15 protein-coding genes are annotated in these 19560 nt (G+C 71.7%); 4 read left to right on the forward strand and 11 right to left on the reverse strand.

Annotated features, from left to right (window positions below):
* Positions 1-15: 15 nt before the first annotated feature.
* The 3 genes from ACTMTF_RS05445 to ACTMTF_RS05455 form a co-directional block, all read right to left on the reverse strand.
* Entirely contained in the window at positions 16-1113 is a 1098-nt protein-coding gene (locus ACTMTF_RS05445; RefSeq protein ID WP_396999509.1) for a hypothetical protein, read from the reverse strand.
* Positions 1110-1997: a hypothetical protein gene (locus ACTMTF_RS05450; RefSeq protein WP_441109509.1), complete on the reverse strand. Its 888-nt coding sequence runs from the start codon at positions 1995-1997 to the stop codon at positions 1110-1112. The genes ACTMTF_RS05445 and ACTMTF_RS05450 overlap by 4 nt, the downstream gene beginning before the upstream one ends.
* 108 nt (positions 1998-2105) lie before the next feature.
* Complete coding sequence (locus ACTMTF_RS05455; protein WP_441109510.1) at positions 2106-3461, reverse strand: MFS transporter; 1356 nt, start codon at positions 3459-3461, stop codon at positions 2106-2108.
* Between the two features lie 259 nt (positions 3462-3720).
* Between ACTMTF_RS05455 and ACTMTF_RS05460 the strand changes: the two genes are divergently transcribed.
* From ACTMTF_RS05460 to ACTMTF_RS05470, 3 genes are all read left to right on the forward strand, one after another.
* On the forward strand, positions 3721-4575 hold the full coding sequence (locus tag ACTMTF_RS05460; RefSeq protein ID WP_441109511.1) for a shikimate dehydrogenase: 855 nt from the start codon (positions 3721-3723) through the stop codon (positions 4573-4575).
* 55 nt (positions 4576-4630) lie between these two features.
* Entirely contained in the window at positions 4631-6532 is a 1902-nt protein-coding gene (locus ACTMTF_RS05465; RefSeq protein WP_441109512.1) for a bifunctional sugar phosphate isomerase/epimerase/4-hydroxyphenylpyruvate dioxygenase family protein, read from the forward strand.
* A 93-nt stretch (positions 6533-6625) separates the two neighbouring features.
* A complete protein-coding gene (locus ACTMTF_RS05470; protein WP_396999500.1) occupies positions 6626-7288 on the forward strand; it encodes a TetR family transcriptional regulator in 663 nt (220 codons plus the stop codon).
* On the opposite strand, the gene ACTMTF_RS05475 is transcribed toward ACTMTF_RS05470, so the two are convergent.
* From ACTMTF_RS05475 to ACTMTF_RS05495, 5 genes are all read right to left on the reverse strand, one after another.
* Positions 7276-8688 carry a dihydrolipoyl dehydrogenase family protein gene (locus ACTMTF_RS05475; RefSeq protein ID WP_441109513.1) on the reverse strand — a complete coding sequence of 471 codons (1413 nt, stop codon included), beginning with the start codon at positions 8686-8688 and terminating at the stop codon, positions 7276-7278. The two genes, ACTMTF_RS05470 and ACTMTF_RS05475, sit on opposite strands and share 13 nt — an antisense overlap.
* Positions 8689-8786: 98 nt before the next feature.
* Positions 8787-9608 (reverse strand): ABC transporter permease, encoded by an 822-nt coding sequence (locus tag ACTMTF_RS05480; RefSeq protein WP_396999496.1) that lies wholly within the window; start codon positions 9606-9608, stop codon positions 8787-8789.
* Entirely contained in the window at positions 9605-10324 is a 720-nt protein-coding gene (locus ACTMTF_RS05485) for an ABC transporter ATP-binding protein (RefSeq protein ID WP_441109514.1), read from the reverse strand. The genes ACTMTF_RS05480 and ACTMTF_RS05485 overlap by 4 nt, the downstream gene beginning before the upstream one ends.
* A gap of 71 nt (positions 10325-10395) precedes the next feature.
* The gene (gene mctP, locus ACTMTF_RS05490; protein WP_441109515.1) at positions 10396-12006 is read right to left on the reverse strand and encodes a monocarboxylate uptake permease MctP; all 1611 of its coding nucleotides are present in this window, start codon (positions 12004-12006) and stop codon (positions 10396-10398) included.
* Positions 12003-12215 carry a DUF3311 domain-containing protein gene (locus ACTMTF_RS05495; protein WP_396999490.1) on the reverse strand — a complete coding sequence of 71 codons (213 nt, stop codon included), beginning with the start codon at positions 12213-12215 and terminating at the stop codon, positions 12003-12005. The genes mctP and ACTMTF_RS05495 overlap by 4 nt, the downstream gene beginning before the upstream one ends.
* Positions 12216-12535: 320 nt before the next feature.
* Between ACTMTF_RS05495 and ACTMTF_RS05500 the strand changes: the two genes are divergently transcribed.
* The gene (locus ACTMTF_RS05500) at positions 12536-13429 is read left to right on the forward strand and encodes an SDR family oxidoreductase (protein WP_441109516.1); all 894 of its coding nucleotides are present in this window, start codon (positions 12536-12538) and stop codon (positions 13427-13429) included.
* Here the strand turns inward: ACTMTF_RS05500 and ACTMTF_RS05505 are convergent.
* The 3 genes from ACTMTF_RS05505 to ACTMTF_RS05515 form a co-directional block, all read right to left on the reverse strand.
* Positions 13420-14373, reverse strand: a complete 954-nt coding sequence (locus ACTMTF_RS05505; protein ID WP_441109517.1) for a helix-turn-helix transcriptional regulator — start codon at positions 14371-14373, stop codon at positions 13420-13422. The two genes, ACTMTF_RS05500 and ACTMTF_RS05505, sit on opposite strands and share 10 nt — an antisense overlap.
* Positions 14355-15935 (reverse strand): CocE/NonD family hydrolase, encoded by a 1581-nt coding sequence (locus ACTMTF_RS05510; RefSeq protein WP_441109518.1) that lies wholly within the window; start codon positions 15933-15935, stop codon positions 14355-14357. The genes ACTMTF_RS05505 and ACTMTF_RS05510 overlap by 19 nt, the downstream gene beginning before the upstream one ends.
* 93 nt (positions 15936-16028) lie before the next feature.
* Positions 16029-19526: a S8 family serine peptidase gene (locus ACTMTF_RS05515; RefSeq protein WP_441109519.1), complete on the reverse strand. Its 3498-nt coding sequence runs from the start codon at positions 19524-19526 to the stop codon at positions 16029-16031.
* Positions 19527-19560 lie beyond the last annotated feature (34 nt).

A 19560-nucleotide genomic window follows, 5' to 3' on the forward strand; every position in this document is an offset into this window, starting at 1 on the left:
TCCGGTGGGGCGGGGTCACGTGAGGCACTCCCGGCGCAGGCGTTCGGCGTTGCGGAGCAGCCGGGCGATCTCCTCCTGGCCGGCCGCGGCGTCACGGGTGCCGTCGGCCAGGCCGAGCACCTCGCCGACGGAGGCCACCCCGCCCAGCTCGTCGCGGACGTTCCGGCCGAGCAGGTCGGAGGCGCCCTCCTGCCTGGCCTCGTCCCGGCAGAAGAAGCACAGGTCACAGGTGGACAGGCAGTCGGGCGCGTAGCGGGCGGCCGCCCCGCGCACCGCGTCGGCCAGCTCGGCGACCGGCCTGGTGGGCAGCCCGTCCTCGCCCGGCAGCAGGTCGAACGTCAGGTCGTCCGGCAGCCCGTCCAGCAGCCGGTCCAGGTTCGTCATCCGGGTGAGCTGGCGGCGCAGCACCGCGAGCTGCCTGCGCACGTCCACCAGCGTCGCCACGGGCCGGTTGGCGAAGTTCTCCGGGCAGACCAGCACCACCTCGTGCGACACCCGCAGCGGGTCGTGCCCCAGCTCGGCCAGCAGCCCGCGCAGCGCGAGCACGTACACGGCCGCCTGCCGCGCCGCCGCCGCCACCGCGGCCGGGTCCGCCTGCCCGTCGATCACCGCGAACGACTTGATCTCCACGATGTGGAACCGCCCGCCGACCTGGAAGGCGACCACGTCGGGCTCCAGATAGGCGGTGTGCCCGGCGATGTCCAGGGTGAACAGGGGATGGTCGTAGACGGTGCCCGCGTCCTCCTGGCGGACGGCGCGGTCGATCAGCGTCCGGGTGTGGGCGTGGCGCAGGTGCGCGCCGACGTTCTCGACGTCGTGGTAGGCCACCTCCGCGATCGGCAGGCCGAGCAGTTCGCGCAGCATCCGCAGCAGCTCCGCGCAGCCGTCGGCCTTGACCAGCGCCTCGAACGCGTTGCCGCGCGTGATCGCGAACGGCGACTGCCCGAACGGCGCGGGGAATCCCAGGTGCCGCGCGGCGGCGTCCTTGTCGATCCCGGCCCCGTCCATCAGCGCGCGGCGGGTGCAGCCGGGGTTGGCCGCGAGCGCCGCGATCGCCCGCGCGTCGTGCGGCTTCTGCGGCGTCGTGCCGCGCAGCGCGTCCAGCCGGTTCATCGGCCGCCTCTCATAACCCTCGTGGATCTTCCCTTGGCGACGGTGCTCAGCGTAGCGGCGCCGAACAGCCCGGCCGCCTCATCCAGCTGGGATGTCGCGCGTTTCGCCAGCTCCGCCCTGTCCCGCGTGTCGCGGCCGGTGTGCACGCGCAGCTCCCTGCGGGCCGCCTCGATCACCCGGCCGGGATCCGGGGGCCCGAACGCGTCGTCGCCCGCGCCGGGGATGTTGCGGGCCATCCTGGCCAGCAGCCGGTTCCCGTCGGGTAAGGAGCCCGGCAGCCCGCTGAGGTGCCGCGCCACCCGTACGGCGCAGGTGAGGAAGTCGACGCGGGGGCTGAGCGGGCCCACGACCCTGCGCTCGGCGGGCCACGTACTGACCGTGAGCAGGCCGCGCGCGGGGGAGAGGCGGTCGGTGAGCGCCGCGCACAGGTAGTACGGCCTGCCGTACGGCGAGGCCCGGAACGAGCGCTCCTCGTCGCGGCGCAGGCTGGTGAGCTGAGGGCTGCGGATGGAGCCGGCGAAGAACGCCTGGCTGACGGCGACGATGAGCCGGGCCTGCGCGGGCGCGTCCAGCAGGGCCAGCGCCTGGTGCACCTGCTCGCGCACCGTCACCAGCCGCGGCCCGTCACCGCGCCCGGCCCCCTTGGCACGAGTCCGCGCCTCCGCGCCCCGCCCGGTCTCATCCGGTACGTTCTCAGCCGGCGAGCCGTCCGCCGGGGCGGGGTCGTCCTGGCCGCTGACCAGCGTGTCCCAGGCGCGCTCGGCGGTGCGCAGCTCCGCGCGCAGGGTCCTGGCCGTGGCGGCGTCCCTGGCCCGCATCGCCTTGCGCACGCCGGCCCGGAGCTCGTCGATCCGCCTTTCGAGATCGTCCAGCCGGTCACTCATGGCGCGAGCGTACCAATAGTTCCAGTAATTACCAGTAATATCGCCGCATCGCGCCGCGTGTGCTTCCGGAGACCGGACGGGCGGGCGGTCCCCGGAAGCGGGCAGGCGTCAGGCGGGCGTGGAGGCGTTCGGCCGGGGCTCGGACGGGTCCAGACCGAGGTGCTCGGTCGGAGTCCGGTACGTCTCCCGCGCGGTCGCCACCGCGATGGCGCTGATCGCGCAGAGGACGCCGGTGAAGACGGCGACCCCGCCCCAGCCCTGGAGCCCGAGCCACCCGGACGGGGAGACGATCCCGGCGGCCGAGGCGACCGCGAAGCCCGCGATGGCGAACCCGATCTGGGTGCCGATCGCCATGCCCGACAGCCGGACCTTGGTGGTGAACATCTCGCCGTACAGCGCGGGCCAGATGCCGTTGGACGCGCTGTAGACGACACCGAGCGTGAGGATGCCGACGAGGAAGATGAGCGGGTAGCTCTTCGAGTTGATCGCCGCCAGGTAAGCGAAGATCATCAGTGGGCTGCCGACGGCGCCGATGAGGAAGACGGGCTTGCGGCCGATGCGGTCGGAGAGCATGGCCCACAGCGGGATGGCGAGCAGGGCGGTGGCGTTGGCGGCGGTGCTGATCCAGAGCATGGTGGCCCGGTCCAGGCCGACGGCGTCGCTGGTGGCGTAGCTGAGCGCCCAGACGGTGAAGATGGTGCTGACGGTGGCGATCAGCGCCGCGCACACCACCCGCAGCACGCTCGCCCAGTGGTCGCGGAACAGCAGCGACAGCGGCATCCTGGGCACGGTCCCCTCGGCGACCTCGCGTTCGAAGGCCGGCGTCTCCTCCAGCCTCCGGCGGATGATCCACCCGGCCACGGCGACGGCCAGGCTCAGCCAGAACGGCACCCGCCATCCCCACGTCAGCAGGTGTTCCTCCGGCAGCGCGGCCACCGGGATGAACACGACGGTCGCCAGGATCTGCCCGAACTGCGTGCCGTTGAGCGTGAAACTCGTGTAGTAGCCACGGCGATGGGCCGGGGCGTGCTCCAGGCTCATGGAATTGGCGCTGGCCTGCTCACCGGCGGCCGACAGGCCCTGCAGCACCCGCAGGACGACCAGCAGCACCGGGGCGAGGCCGCCGATCTGGTCGCGGGTGGGCAGGCAGCCGATGAGGAAGGTCGACACGCCCATCAGGACGAGTGTGAACACCATGATCTTCTTGCGGCCGAACCTGTCGCCCACGTGCCCGAGGAAGAACGCGCCGACCGGGCGGGCCGCGTACGCGACGCCGAAGCTGGCCAGTGACTGGAGCGTCGCGGTGGCGGGGTCGGATTCGTCGAAGAAGACCCGGGAGAAGATCAGGGCCGCGGCGCTGCCGTAGATGAAGAAGTCGTAGTACTCCAGCGCGCTGCCGATCCAGGCCGCGGTGGCCGCCTTGCGGGGGGTGCCTTGCGGGAGGCTGGGGGGTTGATCGGTCACGAGTGCTCCTTGCGGCTCTGAATCTGGTTCTGGGTGGGTTTCGTGCGGTTTGGAGGTCCCCCCGTCACGCACCGCTGATCGTGTACGCGAGCCTGCCGGATGTAGTTACGAACTAGATAGTTAATTGTGTGCCGTCATGCTCCTGTGGCGGCCAACAGGTGTCAAGAGGATCCGGCCCACCTCTTCACCGTCCGCCGCCGGAGTGCTATGACTAACTCACTAGTTCGTACATTTACGGAGTGAGGATGAGCCACGTCAGATGACCTCCTACCTGGTCGGCCTGATCGGATCCGGCATCGGCCCGTCCCTCAGCCCCGCCCTGCACGAGCGCGAGGCGCGCCGCCAGGGGCTCCCGTACGTCTACCGGCTCATCGACCTCGGCGACCTCGGCCTGGCCGCTCAGGACGCGGGAGAGCTCGTCCGCACGGCGAGACGGCTCGGCTACGACGGACTCAACATCACCCACCCCTGCAAGCAGACCGTCATCCCGCACCTGGACGGCCTGTCCGGCGACGCCGCCACCCTGGGCGCCGTCAACACCGTCGTCTTCGAGGGCGAACGCGCCATCGGCCACAACACCGACTGGACGGGCTTCGCCGAGTCGTTCGCCCGCGGCCTGCCCGACGCCCCCACCGGCCGCGTCGTCCAGCTGGGCGCGGGCGGAGCGGGGGCAGCCGTCGCCCACGCGCTGCTCACACTCGGAGCCGACGAGGTCGCGGTGGTGGACGCCGTCCCGGCCCGCGCGCGGGATCTCGCGGAGAAACTCGCCGCACGCTTCGGCACCGGCCGCGCCCGCCCCGCCGCGCAGGCGGACCTGGCCGCGCTGCTGCCCCGGGCCGACGGCCTGGTCCACGCCACCCCGACGGGCATGGCCCACCATCCCGGGACGCCGCTGCCGGCCGAGCTCCTGCACCCCGGCCTCTGGGTCGCCGACATCGTCTACCGCCCGCTGGAGACGGACCTGCTGCGGCACGCCCGCGCGCGGGGCTGCCGCACCCTGGACGGCGGCGGCATGGTCGTCTTCCAGGCGGCGCACGCCTTCCAGCTCTTCACCGGCCAGGAACCGGACGCCGAGCGCATGCTCGCCCACCTGGCCGACCTCATCACCACCTGACCCGGAAAGCCGGCGGCGGACGCCCCGGACCGGCGCGACATGACAGGAGGACGGCATGCGCAAGTGCATCGCCACCGTCTCGGTCAGCGGCACGCTGACCGAGAAACTCGCCGCGATCGCCGCCGCCGGCTTCGACGGCGTGGAGATCTTCGAGAACGACCTGATCTCCTGCCCGCTCTCCCCGGAACGGATCCGCGACCGCGCGGCGGACCTCGGCCTCGGCATCGACCTCTACCAGCCGTTACGCGACTTCGAAGCGGCCGGGCCGGCGACGCTGAAGCACAACCTGCGCCGGGCCGAGCGCAAGCTCCGGCTCATGGAGCGCCTCGGCGCCGGGACGCTGCTGGTGTGCTCGAGCGTGTCACCCGAGGCGGCGGACGACGACGAGCTGGCCGCCGCGCACCTCCACGCCCTCGCCGAGCTCGCGGCCCGCCACGGCGTCCGGGTCGCGTACGAGGCGCTGGCCTGGGGCCGGCACGTGAACGACTACCTGCACGCCTGGCGCATCGTCCAGCTGGCCGATCACCCGAACCTCGGCACCTGCCTGGACAGCTTCCACATCCTGTCGCGCGGCTCCGACCCGATCGGCATCGAGGCGATCCCGGGGGACAAGGTGTTCTTCCTCCAGCTGGCGGACGCGCCCCTGCCGGCCATGGACGTGCTCCAATGGAGCCGCCACTACCGTTGCTTCCCCGGCCAGGGCGGCTTCGACGTGCCGGGGCTGGTGCGCCACGTCCTCAACACCGGATATCGGGGGCCGCTGTCGCTGGAGGTCTTCAACGACGTCTTCCGCCAGTCCGACGCCCGCCGTACGGCCCTGGACGCGATGCGCTCGCTGATCGCCCTGGAGGAGGCGCTCGACCGCCGGGCACCGGGACCGGTGATCCCGACGGGATTCGCCTTCGCCGAGCTCACCACCGGGACGGCGACGGCCGTGCGGACCGGTGGGCCGTCCGCCGGTGACACCGTCCCCCCGGCCTCCGGTGCGGCCGCCACGCTGGTCGGCCTGCTGGCGGCACTCGGCTTCACCCGCACCGGGGCGCACCCCACCAAACCGGTCGAGATGTGGGAGCAGGGCGCGGCCCGGATCCTCCTCAACGCCACCGGAACGGAAGCCGCGCTCGCCGCCATCGGCCTGGAGACCCCGGATCCCGCCGCGTCGGTCAGGCGGGCCGAGGACCTGCTGGCCCCCGTGCTGCCGCGCGAGCGAGCCCCGGAAGAGGCCCCGCTGGAGGCGATCGCGGCGCCGGACGGCACCCAGATCTTCTTCTGCCGCAGCGGCCGGCCCGACCACCCGGACTGGACCGGCGACTTCACCCGCGCCCCGGCCCCGCCCACGACCCCGGCGGCCACGACCCCGGCCGCCATGGCGCCGGCCACGGTCAGGCCGGTGCCGGTCTCGTCTCCGTCGTCAGGGTGTGTCACCCGGGTGGACCATGTGGCGCTCACCCAGCCGTGGCATCACTTCGACGAGGCGTCGCTGTTCTACCGCAGCGTCCTGGGCCTGCGCCCGTTGGAGAGCGTGGAGGTCCCGGAGCCGTCCGGGCTGCTGCGCAGCAGGGCGATGGCCGGCCCGGACGAGGGGGTGCGGATGGTGCTGAACCAGGCGCGGGTCGGAGCCGGGCAGACGCCCTGGCAGCACGTCGCGCTGGCCTGCGACGACCTCCGCGGCCTCGCCCGCCGCCTGCGCGCCGAGCACCCCGGCCTGCTGCTGCCGATCCCGGGCAACTACTACGACGACCTGGAGGCCCGCCACGACGTCGGCCCGGAGATCCGGGAGCTCGGGCTGCTGTACGACAGGGACGAGCACGGCGAGTTCCTGCACCTGTACACGATCACGGTGGGCCGGGTCTTCTTCGAGGTCGTCGAGCGGTCGGGCGGCTACCGGGGCTACGGCGCCGCCAACGCGGCCGTCCGCCTGGCCGTACAGCACGCGCGTGGCGCAGGCACGGCGTGAGCCTGGACCCCCGGCACGCTCGCGGCCCAGGCGCGCCGTGAGCGAGCCGGTCATAGGATGAGGCGGATCGGTCCCGCCTTTCCGTGGAGCCCCATGACCTCGCAGCCCACCACCCGCCCGGCCGGTGAGCGCCGGCGTGACGCCGACCGCACCAAGGCGGAGATCCTCCAGGTGGCCCAGGGGGAGTTCGCGCGGCGCGGCTACGCGGGGGCCAGGGTCGACGAGATCGCCGAGCTCATGCGCACCACCAAGCGCATGATCTACTACTACTTCGGCAGCAAGGAGAAGCTCTACGTCGCCGTGCTGGAGAAGGCCTACTTCGAGGTCCGCGCCGCCGAGCGCGCCGTGGACGTCGAGCACCTGGCGCCGGTGGAGGCGATCCGCACGCTGGCCGAGCTGACGTTCGACCACCACGACCGCCACCGCGACTTCATCAAGCTGGTCGCGATCGAGAACATCCACGAGGGCCGGCACATCCGCAAGTCCGAGGCCCTGGCCAACCTCGGCACCCCGGTGCTGGACGTCATCTCGCGCATCCTCGACGCCGGCCGGGCGAGCGGTGCGTTCGTCACCGAGGCCGACGCCGTGGACGTGCACATGATGATCAGCGCGTTCTGCTTCTTCCGCGTCGCCAACCAGCACACCTTCGGCGCCCTGTTCGGCCGTGACATGACGGCGCCGGAGCACCGCGACCGGCTGCGCAAGATGGTCGGCGAGATGGTGGTGTCCTACCTGCGCGGAGGTCAGAGGCCGTAGGTCTCCAGCAGGCGCAGCCAGATCTCGCTCACGGTGGGGAAGGACGGCACCGCGTGCCAGAGGCGTTCGAGCGGCACCTCGGCGGTGACCGCGATGGTCGCCGCGTGCAGGAGCTCGGCGGTGCCCTGCCCGGCGAAGGTGACCCCGAGCAGCACCCGGCGGTCCTCGTCGACGACCGCCTTGGCCCGGCCCTGATAGTCGTCGCCGAGCAGGTAGGCGCCGGAGACGGAGGCGAGGTCGTACTCCACCACCCGCACCCGGAAGCCGTCGTGGCGGGCCGCCTCCTCGGTCCGGCCGACGGCGCAGATCTGCGGGTCGGTGAAGACGACCTGCGGCGCGCCGTAGCCGTCGGCGGTGGCGCGCTGGGCGGGCAGGTCGTCGGGCTCGCCCTTGGCGCGCGCGACGATCACGTCACCACACGCCCTCGCCTGATATTTCCCCATGTGGGTGAGCAGGTTACGGCCGTTGACGTCGCCCACCGCGTACAGCCAGCCCTCGCCCACGCCGGTCGCCCGCAGGCTGTCGTCCACCTGGACGGGCTTGTCGACGGACAACCCCACGCTCTCCAGCCCCAGCCCTTGGGTGGCGGCCTTCCGCCCGGTCGCGACGAGGATCTCGTCGGCCTCGACGGGCGGCCCGTCCGGCAGGTGCACGGTCACCTTGCCGCCCGGCTCGGGCCGCTCCACCCGTACGGCTTCGGTACGGGTACGCAGGTCGATGCCGGAGGCGGCGAAGGAGGCGGCCAGCAGTTCGCCCGCGAACGGCTCCATCCTCGGCAGCAGCGAATCGCCGCGCACCAGCACGGTCGTCTGCCGGGCGCCTAGGCCGTGCATGGCCTGCGCCATCTCGCAGGCCACCACGCCGCCGCCGACCACGACCAGGCGGCCGGGCACGGACGTGACGGCGGTGACCTCGTGGCTGGTCCAGGGCGAGGCCTCGCGCAGGCCGGGCGTCGGCGGGATCGCCGCGGTGCTGCCGGTGGCCAGCACGACCGCGTGCCGGGCGGTCAGCAGCCGCTGTGACCCGTCCGGCTCGGTGACCAGCACCCGCCTGGGGCCGTCCAGCCTCCCGCGCCCGCGTACGAACGTGGCGGGCACCCCTTCGAGCCAGCGGACCTGTCCCGAGTCGTCGTAATGGGACACCGCCTCGTCGCGCCGGGCGAGCACCGCGTCGACGTCGATCGGGCCGAGCGACATGCCGGGCATCCGCGCGACCTCGGCCGCCAGCTCCACCGGGCGCAGCAGCGCCTTGCTCGGGATGCACGCCCAGTAGGAGCATTCGCCGCCGACCAGCCGCTCTTCCACGACGGCCGCGGTCAGTCCGCCGCGCACCGCCCGGTCCACGACGTTCTCGCCGGCCGGCCCGGCTCCGATCACGATGACGTCGAACTCGTCGGACACGCGTACCTCCGGAGATTCAGGACACCTGTGGGCAGTCTGCCATCCCGTGCCCCGGCAGCACGCGGTGCAACGCGCACACAGGCGAGCCGAGGCGCGGATCAGTCACCGAAGCGGGACAGCCGCCCACGCCGCCGGGCGTCGCTGAGCGCCCACGCGAACAGGCCGAGCGTGGCGGCCAGGTAGATGACGTTCAGCCCGGCCGCCCACGCCAGCCGGTCCCATGGCACCGCCCCGCCGCCCATGACGGTGCGCATGCCCTCGAACACGTGGGAGGCCGGCATCAGCCAGGCGACCGTCTGCAGCGGCGCGGGCAGCACCGAGACCGGGTAGAAGATCCCCGCCAGCGGCTGCGCCACGAACACCAGCGACCAGGCGATCACCTGGGCGTTCTCGCCGAACCTGAGCACCGCCGCGATGCCCACCAGCCCGAGCGACCAGCCGAACACCAGCAGCACACCCATGAACGGCACCAGCCCCACGCCCAGGCTCGTCACCCCGAACCCGTAGAAGGCCAGCGCCAGTCCCGCCATCACGGTGACGGCGAGCACCACCTTGCCCAGCGCGAACAGCATCAGCCCCGTCAGGTACTCGCCACTGGACAGCGGGCTGACCTGCACGTTCAGCAGGTTGCGCGACCAGATGTCCTCCAGGAACGCGATCGAGATCTCGTTGCTGGCCTTCTGCAGCACCTGCCACAGCAGCACGGCCCCGATGAGGAACGACGCTACGAACGGCACCCGCTGCGTCTGCAGGAACGCCGTGACGAACCCCCACAGCACCAGCTCCACGGTGGGCCAGAACAGGATCTCGAACATCCTGATCGAGCTGCGCCGCAGCGCAGCGAAGTCACGCCGGACGACGCCGAAGACCCGCCTGCGCCGCGCGGCCAGGCTGAGCGGGGGAAGGGTGAGAGCGGTCATCCGCGAGCCACCTTGAGGAACACCTCTTCCAGGTCCTCGGCTCCGTAGCGGCCGGCCAGCTCCGCGGCGCTGCCGGAGGCCACGATCCGCCCGTCGGCCATGAAGTGGATCCGGTCGCACATCCGCTCGACCTCGCGCATGTTGTGCGAGGTGATCAGCATCGCGCTGCCGTTCTCCCCGGCGGCCCGGGACAGCAGGCCCCGGATGCGGTCACCGGCGTCGGGGTCGAGGTTGGCGGTCGGCTCGTCGAGCACCAGCAGCCGGGGCGCGTTCAGCAGCGCCTTGGCGAGCTGCACGCGGGTGCGCTGCCCCGACGACAGATCCATCATCCTGCGCCCGCTGAGCGGCCCCAGCTCGAACAGCTCGATCAGCTCCGCGACCCGCGCCTTCGGCCGGCGCAGCGCGTAGAGCATGGCGAAGCAGTCGAGCACCTCGCGCACCAGCAGCACGCCGGGCAGGTCCACGTAGCTCGCGGCGAAGTTCACCTGGCTGAGCACTTCGGTCCGGCGCCGGGCCAGGTCCAGGCCGAACATCCTGACCTGCCCGGCGTCGGGGGTGATGAGCCCGAGCAGCATGTGCAGGGTGGTCGACTTGCCCGCGCCGTTGAGCCCCAGCAGCCCGACGACCTCGCCCTCGGCGACGCTCAGGCTCAGCCCGTCGACGGCGGTGACCGTCCCGAACCGCTTCACCAACCGGACCGCGTCGAGTAGGGGCACCAGTACAGCCTGCGGCTCCCGCGCAACCGGGCGCAACGGATTTTCCAGCAGGCCGTACCGGGGCCGGTCCGTCAGTGCGTGCCGGTCAGGTCCATGGGCTTGACCTTGGGGTCGCCCTCGTCGGCGAAGTAGTCGCCGCGGGTCGTCGCGTCCCCACCGTCGGCCACCTTCATCGCCCGGAACGCCAGCGTCGCCAGCACCGCCACCACCAGGTTGACGGCCAGCGCCAGGAACCCGGCATAGATCGTCATCGTCGTGTCGAAGCCGAGGTTCGACAGCCCGAAGGCCGATCCGCCGAAGTGCGCCTTACCGCTGACGGGGTTCGGGATCAGGTAGAGCATCCACAGCCCCGCCCCGAGCCCGAGCACCCATCCGGTGATCAGCCCGCCCCGGTGGAACCAGCGCGTGTAGAGCCCCAGCGCCACGGACGGCAGCGTCTGCAGGATGATCACACCGCCGATGAGCTGCAGGTCGATGGAGAACTGCGGATCCAGGATGAGGATGCACAGCACCGCTCCGACCTTCACCACCAGTGAGGTGATCTTGGAGACCTTGGCCTCCTGAGCGTCGGTGGCGTTCTTGTTGAGATACTCGCGGTAGATGTTGCGGGTGAACAGGTTCGCCGCCGCGATGGACATGATCGCCGCCGGGACCAGCGCCCCGATCGCGATGGCCGCGTAGGCGACCCCGGCGAACCAGTCCGGGAACATCTGGTCGAACAGCACCGGCACGATGGTGTTGCCGTCCGGCCTTCCGTTCGCCCCCACGACGGGCTTCGTCCCGGCCGCGATGGCCATGAAGCCCAGCAGCGCGATCAGCCCGAGCAGGAAACTGTAGGCGGGCAGCGCCGACATGTTCCTCTTGATCACTTTCCGGTTCCTGGACGCCAGCACGCCGGTGAGGCTGTGCGGATACAGGAAGAGCGCCAGGGCCGAGCCGAACGCCAGCGTGATGTACTGCAGCTGGTTGCTCGCGTTCAACGTGAGCCCGTCGGCCTGCGAGGGCGAGGCGTCGAACTTCTCCTTCGCGGCGCCGAAGATCGCCTCCCAGCCGCCCAGCTGGGTCGGGATGTAGATCACGGCCGCCAGGATCACGATGTAGATCAGCGTGTCCTTGACGAACGCGATCAGCGCGGGCGCCCGTAGCCCCGACTGATAGGTGTACGCCGCCAGGATGGCGAAGGCGATGACGATCGGCAGGTGCCCGGTGATCCCCATCGTCTTCAGCACCGCCTCGATGCCGACGAGCTGCAGCGCGATGTACGGCATCGTCGCCACCAGCCCGGTGATGGCCACGAGCAGCGCCAGCGTCGGCGAGCCGAAGCGCGCCCGGACGAAGTCGGCGGGGGTGACGAACCCGTGCACGTGCGACACCGACCACATCCGCGTCAGCACCAGGAACACCATCGGATAGATCACCACGGTGTACGGCAGCGCGTAGAAGCCGAGCGCGCCGGCGCCGAACACCAGCGCGGGCACGGCCACGAAGGTGTAGGCGGTGTAGAGGTCACCGCCCACCAGGAACCAGGTGATCCAGGTGCCGAAGTTGCGGCCGCCGAGGCCCCACTCGTTGAGGCTCTCGATGTTGTCGGGCCGGCGCCACCGGGCGGCGACGAAGCCCATGCCGCTGACCAGCAGGAACAGCAAGGTGAAGACGACCAGCTCGGTCGTGTGCGCGCTCACCTGGTCATCCGGTAGACGAGCGTGGTGCAGCTGACGCCCACGATGATGAAGGCGAGCTGCAGCCAGTAGAACAGCGGGAAGCCGAACAGTCGCGGCTCTTCGGAGTTGAAGAGGAACGTTAACAGGGGCAGCACGATCGGCACGAACAGCAGCCAGTTCCAGGGGCTGCGATCGCTGCGTGTCTTCTGCCCGGATTCCGGGGTCGTCATTGTTTGTCTCCCAGACACACTCAGGCCAGGGGCCGAAACGACTCGGTTCCTGACTGATAGTCAGTGAATGGAGACTAACTGCGTCGAGATATATACCCCAGTGTCCCTAATGTCACAGTTTGGCGTAAATTTCGTGATGCGGGACAGGGCGCAATGAGCCGAATTCGTACGTCACATTAGCCCTGACCGGAAAGGCCGTCAGGTCGTCAAGCGGCGAGTGGTCGCCTCCCCGCGCCGAACGGTCGATCGCCCGGCAGCGGCCCCGGAACCCGCCGGAAAACATGACAGAGGATGTCCCCTTTACCGGACAGGCTGGCCGCATGATCACTTTGGTGGCGGGCGCGACCCGCGGCACGGGACGAGGAATAGCGGTGGCGCTGGGCGCCGCCGGCGCGACGGTCTACTGCACCGGCAGGACGACCCGCGACCAGCGCTCGGAGATGAACCGGCCGGAGACGATCGAGGAGACGGCCGAGCTGGTGACGGCGGCCGGCGGCACCGGTATCGCGGTGCGGGTGGACCACCTGGACCCGGCGCAGGTCAAGGCCCTGGTCGAGCGCATCGACCAGGAGCAGGGCCGGCTCGACGTCCTGGTCAACGACGTCTGGGGCGCTGACGCGCTCTGGGAGTGGACGACGCCGGTCTGGAAGCACGATCTGGACAACGGCCTGAAACTGCTCAGGCTGGCCGTCGACACGCACCTCATCACCAGCCACCACGCGCTGCCGCTGCTCATCCGGAACAAGGGCGGCCTGGTGGTGGAGGTGACCGACGGCACCTGGGAGTTCAACGCCACCCGCTACCGCGAGTCCATCTTCTACGACCTGGCCAAGATGGCCGTCAACCGGCTGGCCTACGCGCAGGCGCAGGAGCTGCGCGAGTACGACGGCGCGGCGGTGGCGCTCACGCCGGGCTTCCTGCGCTCGGAGAGCATGCTGGAGAACTTCGGCGTCACCGAGGCCACCTGGCGCGACGCCGTCGCCCACCAGCCGACGTTCGCCGTCTCCGAGACGCCCGCCTTCGCGGGCCGCGCGGTCGCCGCCCTGGCCACCGACCCCGACCGGATGCGCTGGTCCGGCAAGTCCGTCGACAGCGGGACGCTGGCCAAGGAGTACGGCTTCACCGACGTGGACGGCAGCAGGCCGGACGTGTGGCGCTACATCGTGGAGGTGGAGGAGACGGGCGCGCGGGCGGACCCGCTGGACTACCGCTGAGGCGGCCCGTACAGGGCGGACAGGCGGGCGGCGGCCTCGGCGGCCATCGCCCGCAGCTCCGGCGGACCCAGCACCTCGGCCTCCGGCCCGAACCGCAGCACCTGCGAGTAGGCCACCTCCAGCGACTCGACGCCGAGCCGTACGGTCCCGTCGGGCTGGAGGGAGGCGAGCGCGTCCGGCAGCGCGGCCGGGTCGGCGATGTGCCGCAGCTGCCGCACCCCGCGCGCGGTGAGCCGCAGCGTGACCTCGGCGCGCAGCAGCGTGCGGGTGAACGCCGCCGACTGCTCCGCCCAGAAGGCCGCCAGGTCGAAGCCGGGATCGCGGGCGAAGACGTCGTCACGCACGTCCAGGTCGCCGAACCGGTCCACCCGGAAGATCAGGAACCGGGTGCGGGTGCGGGCCGCGAGATACCAGGCGCCCGCCTTCAGGATCAGCCCGTACGGCTCCAGCGTCCGGGGCCGGTCCTTGTAGACGGCGGTGACGACGCGGTCGTTCCACACGGCCCTGGCCAGCCGGGTCAGCGCGGCAGGGGGCGGGTCGTCGCCGGCGAACCAGCCGGGGGCGTCCAGGTGGAAGCGCTGGGCGGCGGTCGCGGGCGCGTCACGCAGGCCGGGGGAGAGCGCGGCGGCCGCCTTGAGCCGGGCCGTCGCCGCCACCTCCTGCAACCCCATCTCGCGCAGCGCGCCGGGCACGCCGGACAGGAACAGCGCCTCGGCCTCGGCCCGGTCGAGGCCGGTCAGCCGGGTGCGGTAGCCCTCCAGCAGCCGGTAGCCGCCGCCGCGTCCCCGATCGGAGTAGACCGGGACGCCGGCCCCCGACAGCGCGAGCACGTCGCGATGCACGGTCCGCTCCGACACCTCCAGCTCGGCCGCGAGCTCGGCCGCCGTCATGCCGCCCCGGCCCTGCAGCAGCAGGACCAGCGACATCAGCCGCGCGGCGCGCACAGCGGCAGCACCACCGCGGACGGGCGGGCGGGGGAGTGGAACACCTCCACGTCGGACGGCACCATCGGCCCGCCGTCGCCGATCGGCAGGCCGGTGCCGGGGTTGCGGGCGATCGTCGGGTACGCGCCCGCGGCCACGTGCAGCCGGATCCGGTGGCCACGCTTGAACCGGTGTCCCACCGGCCACAGCTCCACCGACACCCTGCGCACGTCCTCCAGCGTATTGCCGGGGCCGAGCCGGCGCACGCCTTCGCACACGTTCATGGATCTGCCGTCCGGGTGCACGTCGCACAGGCGCACCACCACGTCCACGTGCGGGGTGCTGGAGCGCACGAACAACTCGGCGCTGACCGGCCCGATCGCCTCCACGTCCGACCCCAGCTCGGGCGAGGTGTAGACGAGCACGTCGCGGCGGGCCTCCAGCCGCCGCTGGTCGCGCGGCCGGGAGTCGGCCAGCAGCACCGGCCCGCCGATCACCGGCGTGGGATGGTCCGGGTGGTAGCGGAACCGGTCGGGCTCGCTCTCCGGCGGCCCCTCCGGCCCCAGCCCGAAGCCGGGCTGCAGGTGCCAGCGCCGCGGCCGCATGCCGGGCACCGGCCAGTCGGGGAGGTCGCGCCACTCCTCGGCCCCCGTCACGTACAGCCGCACCGGCTGCTCGCGCAGCCCCGAGGCGTCACCCAGCAGATGCGCCCGGAACCAGGACAGCGACTCGGCCATCGACACCCGGCCGTGCCGGGTGTCGACGTGCCACCACGGCCCGATCGTCAGATGCGGCCGCCGCCCGGCCGCGCGCAGCGCGAGGTAGTCCTTGAGCTGCCACGGCAGGAACACGTCGTACCAGCCGCCGATCATGGTGACCGCGGCCTCGACCTCACCGACCCTGGAGGAGAAGTCGCGCTTGGTCCAGTACGGCTCGGGGTCGGCGTGATGGGCGAGCAGATCCCGGTAGAAGCGCAGCGGCCGCCCGGCCGTGACCAGGTCGAGCTCGGCCATCGGCCGCCCGGACAGCACGGCCCGCCGGGTCACCCTGGGCGCGGTCAGCGCCGCCGTGCCGCCGAACCGGCGCGACATGGAGTCCGTCAGGGTGGTCCAGCTCAGCGCCGACTCCAGCGCGAACGCCCCGCCCACGTAGGCGGCGTCCCTGAACTGCGAGGCGGTGATCTGCGTGGACATCGCCTTGAGGTCGGGCCCGGCGTCGGGAGCCACGGCCCACTGGGTGTAGCCGAGGTAGGAGGGGCCGAACATCGCCAGTGAGCCGCAGTACCAGGGCTGCTCGCGCAGCCAGGCGAGGGTGGCCAGGCCGTCGTCGCGCTCGTCGCCGAGCGGGTCGAGCTGCCCGCCCGACCCGAAGCCGCCCCGGCAGCTCTGGATCACCACCTGGAAGCCGTGGCGGGCGAACCCGCGCCCGTACACGAACCCGAACAGGCCGCGCCTGCCGTAGGGGGAGCGGACGAGGATGACCGGCGCCCGCTCGGCCCCCACCGGCACGTAGCGGTCGGCCAGCAACAGCACGCCGTCCGGCATCGGGACGGGAAGGTCGCGCTGAATTCGGACGCGTCGCATTACCTACCAGTAACATACTCCGCCGGCAGGACGGTAGCCGGGGTGCCGGAGCCCGCCCCACCGGCGGTGGGGCGGGCTCGGTGGACGACGGACCTACGGGGCGGTCCTGTCGGGCCGCTCGGAGATCCTGATGCCGTTGACGAGCGTCGAGCCCTCGCGGGTGGCGAAGCGCACGTTCAGCTGCCCGTCACTGACACGCACCGTGTACTGCCTGCTCACGGCCGTGTACGTGCCCGCCTCCAGGGCCAGGTCGAGGGCCGGGATGGCCAGCTCTCCCTCGACCAGCACGTCGAACACGCGCCGGCCCGGACGGGTGTTCTCGATGTCGGCGAAGTCCAGCTCCACCGTGTAGACCCCGTTGGGGACGCCGTCGAAGCGGTACTCCAGCATCCCTTCGCGAGCCGTCCTGAACAGCGACTGGTCCTCGGTGCCCTGGATCGTCCTGCGCGTGCTGCCGGTGCTGCTGTGGTTGGCCACATAGCCGTGGCCGCCCGCCCGGTACCTGCTGTCGGCGGTCCAGCTGTCGCCGGCCGCGTCCGTGGTCCCGCGGGTGCCGCCGACGTCCACGGCCACCTGGTGCTTGGGCACCACGACCGTCACCGCGACCTCGATGACGGGCTGGCGGCCGCTGGCCGACCTGATGAGCAGCTTGGCGGCGCGCGCCGTGCCGGCCGCCACGCCGTCGCTGGAGACGGTGATCTTCAGCGTCGTCTTCTGGTCCTTGGCGAGAGTGCCGGAGCCCGGTGTGACCGTGAGCCAGTCCGCCGATTCGGCGGTGACGGTGTACGGCGTGGCCGAGCCGAGGTTGGTCAGCTCCATCGTCCGCGTCCTGCTGGCGTCCGCGGGCATCACCACGGCGAGCTCGGCCACCGAGGCGGCCACCCGGCCGGTGACCAGCGCCGTGTCGACCGGGGTCAGCGTCCCGGGCACGACCGTGACGGACTGGGTGAAGGTGCCGTAGTGCTCCTTGGAGACCTCCACCTCGTAGTCTCCGGCCAGCACCTGGCCGGAGAACCTGCCGTCGGCGCCGGTGGTGAAGGTCCCCACCTCGCCGATCTTGACCGTCGCGCCCGGCAGCGGGTCACCGTCGTTGGCGTCGGTCACCGCACCTGTCACCAGGCCGTGCTGGCTCGCCGTGAAGGTGAGGCTCTGCCCGTTGGATATCGCCGCCTCGTTCGCGGAGTGGAGCAGCGCGTCGTCGCCCGCGCCGTTCTCGATGCCGATCGTGGCGGACGAGCCCTGGTCGCGCTCGCTCTCGATGTCCTTGTAGCGGTAGGCGACCGACCCGTCCTCACCCAGCAGAGCCGAGAACGAGACCCGCTGCGTGTCGTCGTTGTAGAACCTGACGTTGCGCCACTCGATGACGAACCGGCGGTGCGGAGCCGTGCCGACGACCCCGGTGTACACCCCGCTCTGATCGTCCACCACCAGGTCGTCCCAGAACGGGTAGACCGCGTTGTTGGGCGTGCCCGAGCTGGGCAGGGTGCCGTTGCTGCCGCTGACGACCCTGCCGGCGGCGAAGGTGGCGAACCCGTTGGTGGTGATCCACGCACTGGACGCAGCGCCGCCGTAGAACGGGATCGAGAACGGCAGCGTCACCTGGGTCGCGTCATCGTCGCCGGTGAGCGCGAGCTTGTCGGTGCCGGCCGTGTACGGCTCGGCGCCGCTGCCGCAGGTGTAGCCGAAGTTGTCGCCGCGCAGCGGCAGCTCGACGTCCTTGGTCAGGTCGCCGGCCACCGTGACGGACACGGTGGTGCCGCCGGAGCAGCGCGACGCCGGCACGACGGAGAGCTCGTAGTCGCCGTACGGCAGCGTGAGCCGGTAGTGGCCCTCGGCGTCGGTGACGGCGCTGAGCGGCGTGCCGTCGGCCTCGATCCGGGCGCCCGACTCGGCGGTGCCGGCCGTGGTGACCGTGCCGGACACCACGCCGGAGGCCAGCTGGGTCAGCGCCACGTCGGCGGTCGCGCTCTGCTCGGCCACGACGGTCGCGGTCGCGCTCGCCGTCTCGTAGCCGAACTTCGCGGCCTTGATCTCGTATGCGCCCGGCACCAGGCGGACGAAGGTGTAGGCGCCGTCCGCGCCGGTGACGACCGTGCGGTTGGTCGGGCCCGAGGCGGTGATCGTGACGCCGGCCACCGGCGCGCCGCCCGCGGTGACGACGCCCTTGAGCTCGCCCACCTCTTCCTGCGGCGCGGCCTGGACCGCGGCGAAGGCGTCGAGCCTGCCCTCGCCCCAGATGTTGTTGTCGGCGGGGGCGCCGCCGCAGGCGGTGTCGGGCACATCGATCGCGGTGACGTCGAGCAGCGGCCGGGTGGCCTCGATGTCACCGTTCAGGCTCGGCGCCGCCGACCAGATGAGCGCCACGGTGGCCGCCACGTGCGGCGAGGCCATCGACGTGCCCGTGAAGGAGTCGTAGCCGCCGGGCACCGAGGAGCGGACGTTCACTCCGGGGGCCGCGATGTTCGGCTTGATCTCGCCGTTCTCGCCCGCGCCCTTGCTGGAGCGCGCGTACAGGGCGTTGTTGATGTCGAAGCCGCCGGCGCTGTAGCTGGTGATGTACTGGCCCGGTGAGCCGCTGGTCGTGCAGGCGGGGCCCGAGTTGCCGTTGGAGAAGGCCGGGAAGATCCCGGCGGCGACCCATGCCTCGACCGTCTCCTTGTACCAGGGGTCGAAGCCGGAGCCGCCCCAGGAGTTGTTGACGATGTCAGGCGCCAGGTCGGGGCGCGGGTTGGCGCCGCCGGCGTCCGTGGGGGCGAGGATCCACTGTCCGGACGCCAGCAGGGAGGCGTCGCTGCAGGAGTTGGCCTCGCAGCCCTTGGCCGCGATCCACGTCGCGCCCGGGGCCACGCCGATGCCGTTGGCGCCCACCATGGTGCCCATGGTGTGGGTGCCGTGGCCGTTGTTGTCGCACGGCGCGGAGCTCGGGCAGATCTGGGCCGGGTCGAACCAGTTGTAGTCGTGGCTCACGGAGCCGTCCGGGTTGCGGCCGCGGTAGGACGCCTGCAGGTCCGGGTGGTCGAACTGCACACCGGTGTCGATGTTGGCCACCACGATGCCCTCACCGCGGTTGCCCAGCTCGTCCCACACCCGCGGGGCGCCGATCCGGTCGATGTTCCACTCGATCGCGTTGATCTTGTTCTCCGCCTTGCCCGGCTCGGGCTTGGGCAGCGTGAGCGTGCGGACCGGCTCGATCCGCTCCACCTCGGGCCGCTCGGCGATCTCGGCCGCCAGCTTGGCGCCCGCTGTCACCTTGATGGCGTTGACGATCCAGTACGGGGTGAAGTCGGCGCCGTGCGACTTCAGCAGCTTGCGCAGGGGCGCCTGTGAGGTCTCGGCCTGATCGGTCTTGGCCGCGTAGACCCGCTCGGCCTTGACCTCCTTGGAGGTGGCCCGGCGGGCGGAGCTGAGGTCGGCCTCGCCCTTCACGTGCACCCAGAAGGTGGCCTTGTCAGCGCTGTCAAGCTGCTTCTGGACAGCTGAGTCGATCTTGCCGGGGTCGGGGGCGGCGTGCGCCACGCCGTAGGGGAGGATGAGACTGAGAGTAGCGACGGCTCCGAGTAAGAGCGCGCGCCATCGGGGGGTGTTCAGCACAACTCTCCTTCGCACTCAGCGGTAGAGCTGATCT

This window comes from Nonomuraea sp. ZG12, assembly GCF_052068115.1.
Classification (GTDB): Bacteria; Actinomycetota; Actinomycetes; order Streptosporangiales; family Streptosporangiaceae; genus Nonomuraea.

What these genes read in the sequence shown, in the direction of transcription:
- ACTMTF_RS05445 (WP_396999509.1), bottom strand. Translation starts at nt 1,113, where the DNA reads ATGAACCGGCTGGACGCGCTGCGCGGCACGACGCCGCAGAAGCCGCAC.
- ACTMTF_RS05450 (WP_441109509.1), bottom strand. Translation starts at nt 1,997, where the DNA reads ATGAGTGACCGGCTGGACGATCTCGAAAGGCGGATCGACGAGCTCCGG.
- ACTMTF_RS05460 (WP_441109511.1), top strand. Translation starts at nt 3,721, where the DNA reads ATGACCTCCTACCTGGTCGGCCTGATCGGATCCGGCATCGGCCCGTCC.
- ACTMTF_RS05465 (WP_441109512.1), top strand. Translation starts at nt 4,631, where the DNA reads ATGCGCAAGTGCATCGCCACCGTCTCGGTCAGCGGCACGCTGACCGAG.
- ACTMTF_RS05470 (WP_396999500.1), top strand. Translation starts at nt 6,626, where the DNA reads ATGACCTCGCAGCCCACCACCCGCCCGGCCGGTGAGCGCCGGCGTGAC.
- ACTMTF_RS05480 (WP_396999496.1), bottom strand. Translation starts at nt 9,608, where the DNA reads ATGACCGCTCTCACCCTTCCCCCGCTCAGCCTGGCCGCGCGGCGCAGG.
- ACTMTF_RS05495 (WP_396999490.1), bottom strand. Translation starts at nt 12,215, where the DNA reads ATGACGACCCCGGAATCCGGGCAGAAGACACGCAGCGATCGCAGCCCC.
- ACTMTF_RS05500 (WP_441109516.1), top strand. Translation starts at nt 12,536, where the DNA reads ATGATCACTTTGGTGGCGGGCGCGACCCGCGGCACGGGACGAGGAATA.
- ACTMTF_RS05510 (WP_441109518.1), bottom strand. Translation starts at nt 15,935, where the DNA reads ATGCGACGCGTCCGAATTCAGCGCGACCTTCCCGTCCCGATGCCGGAC.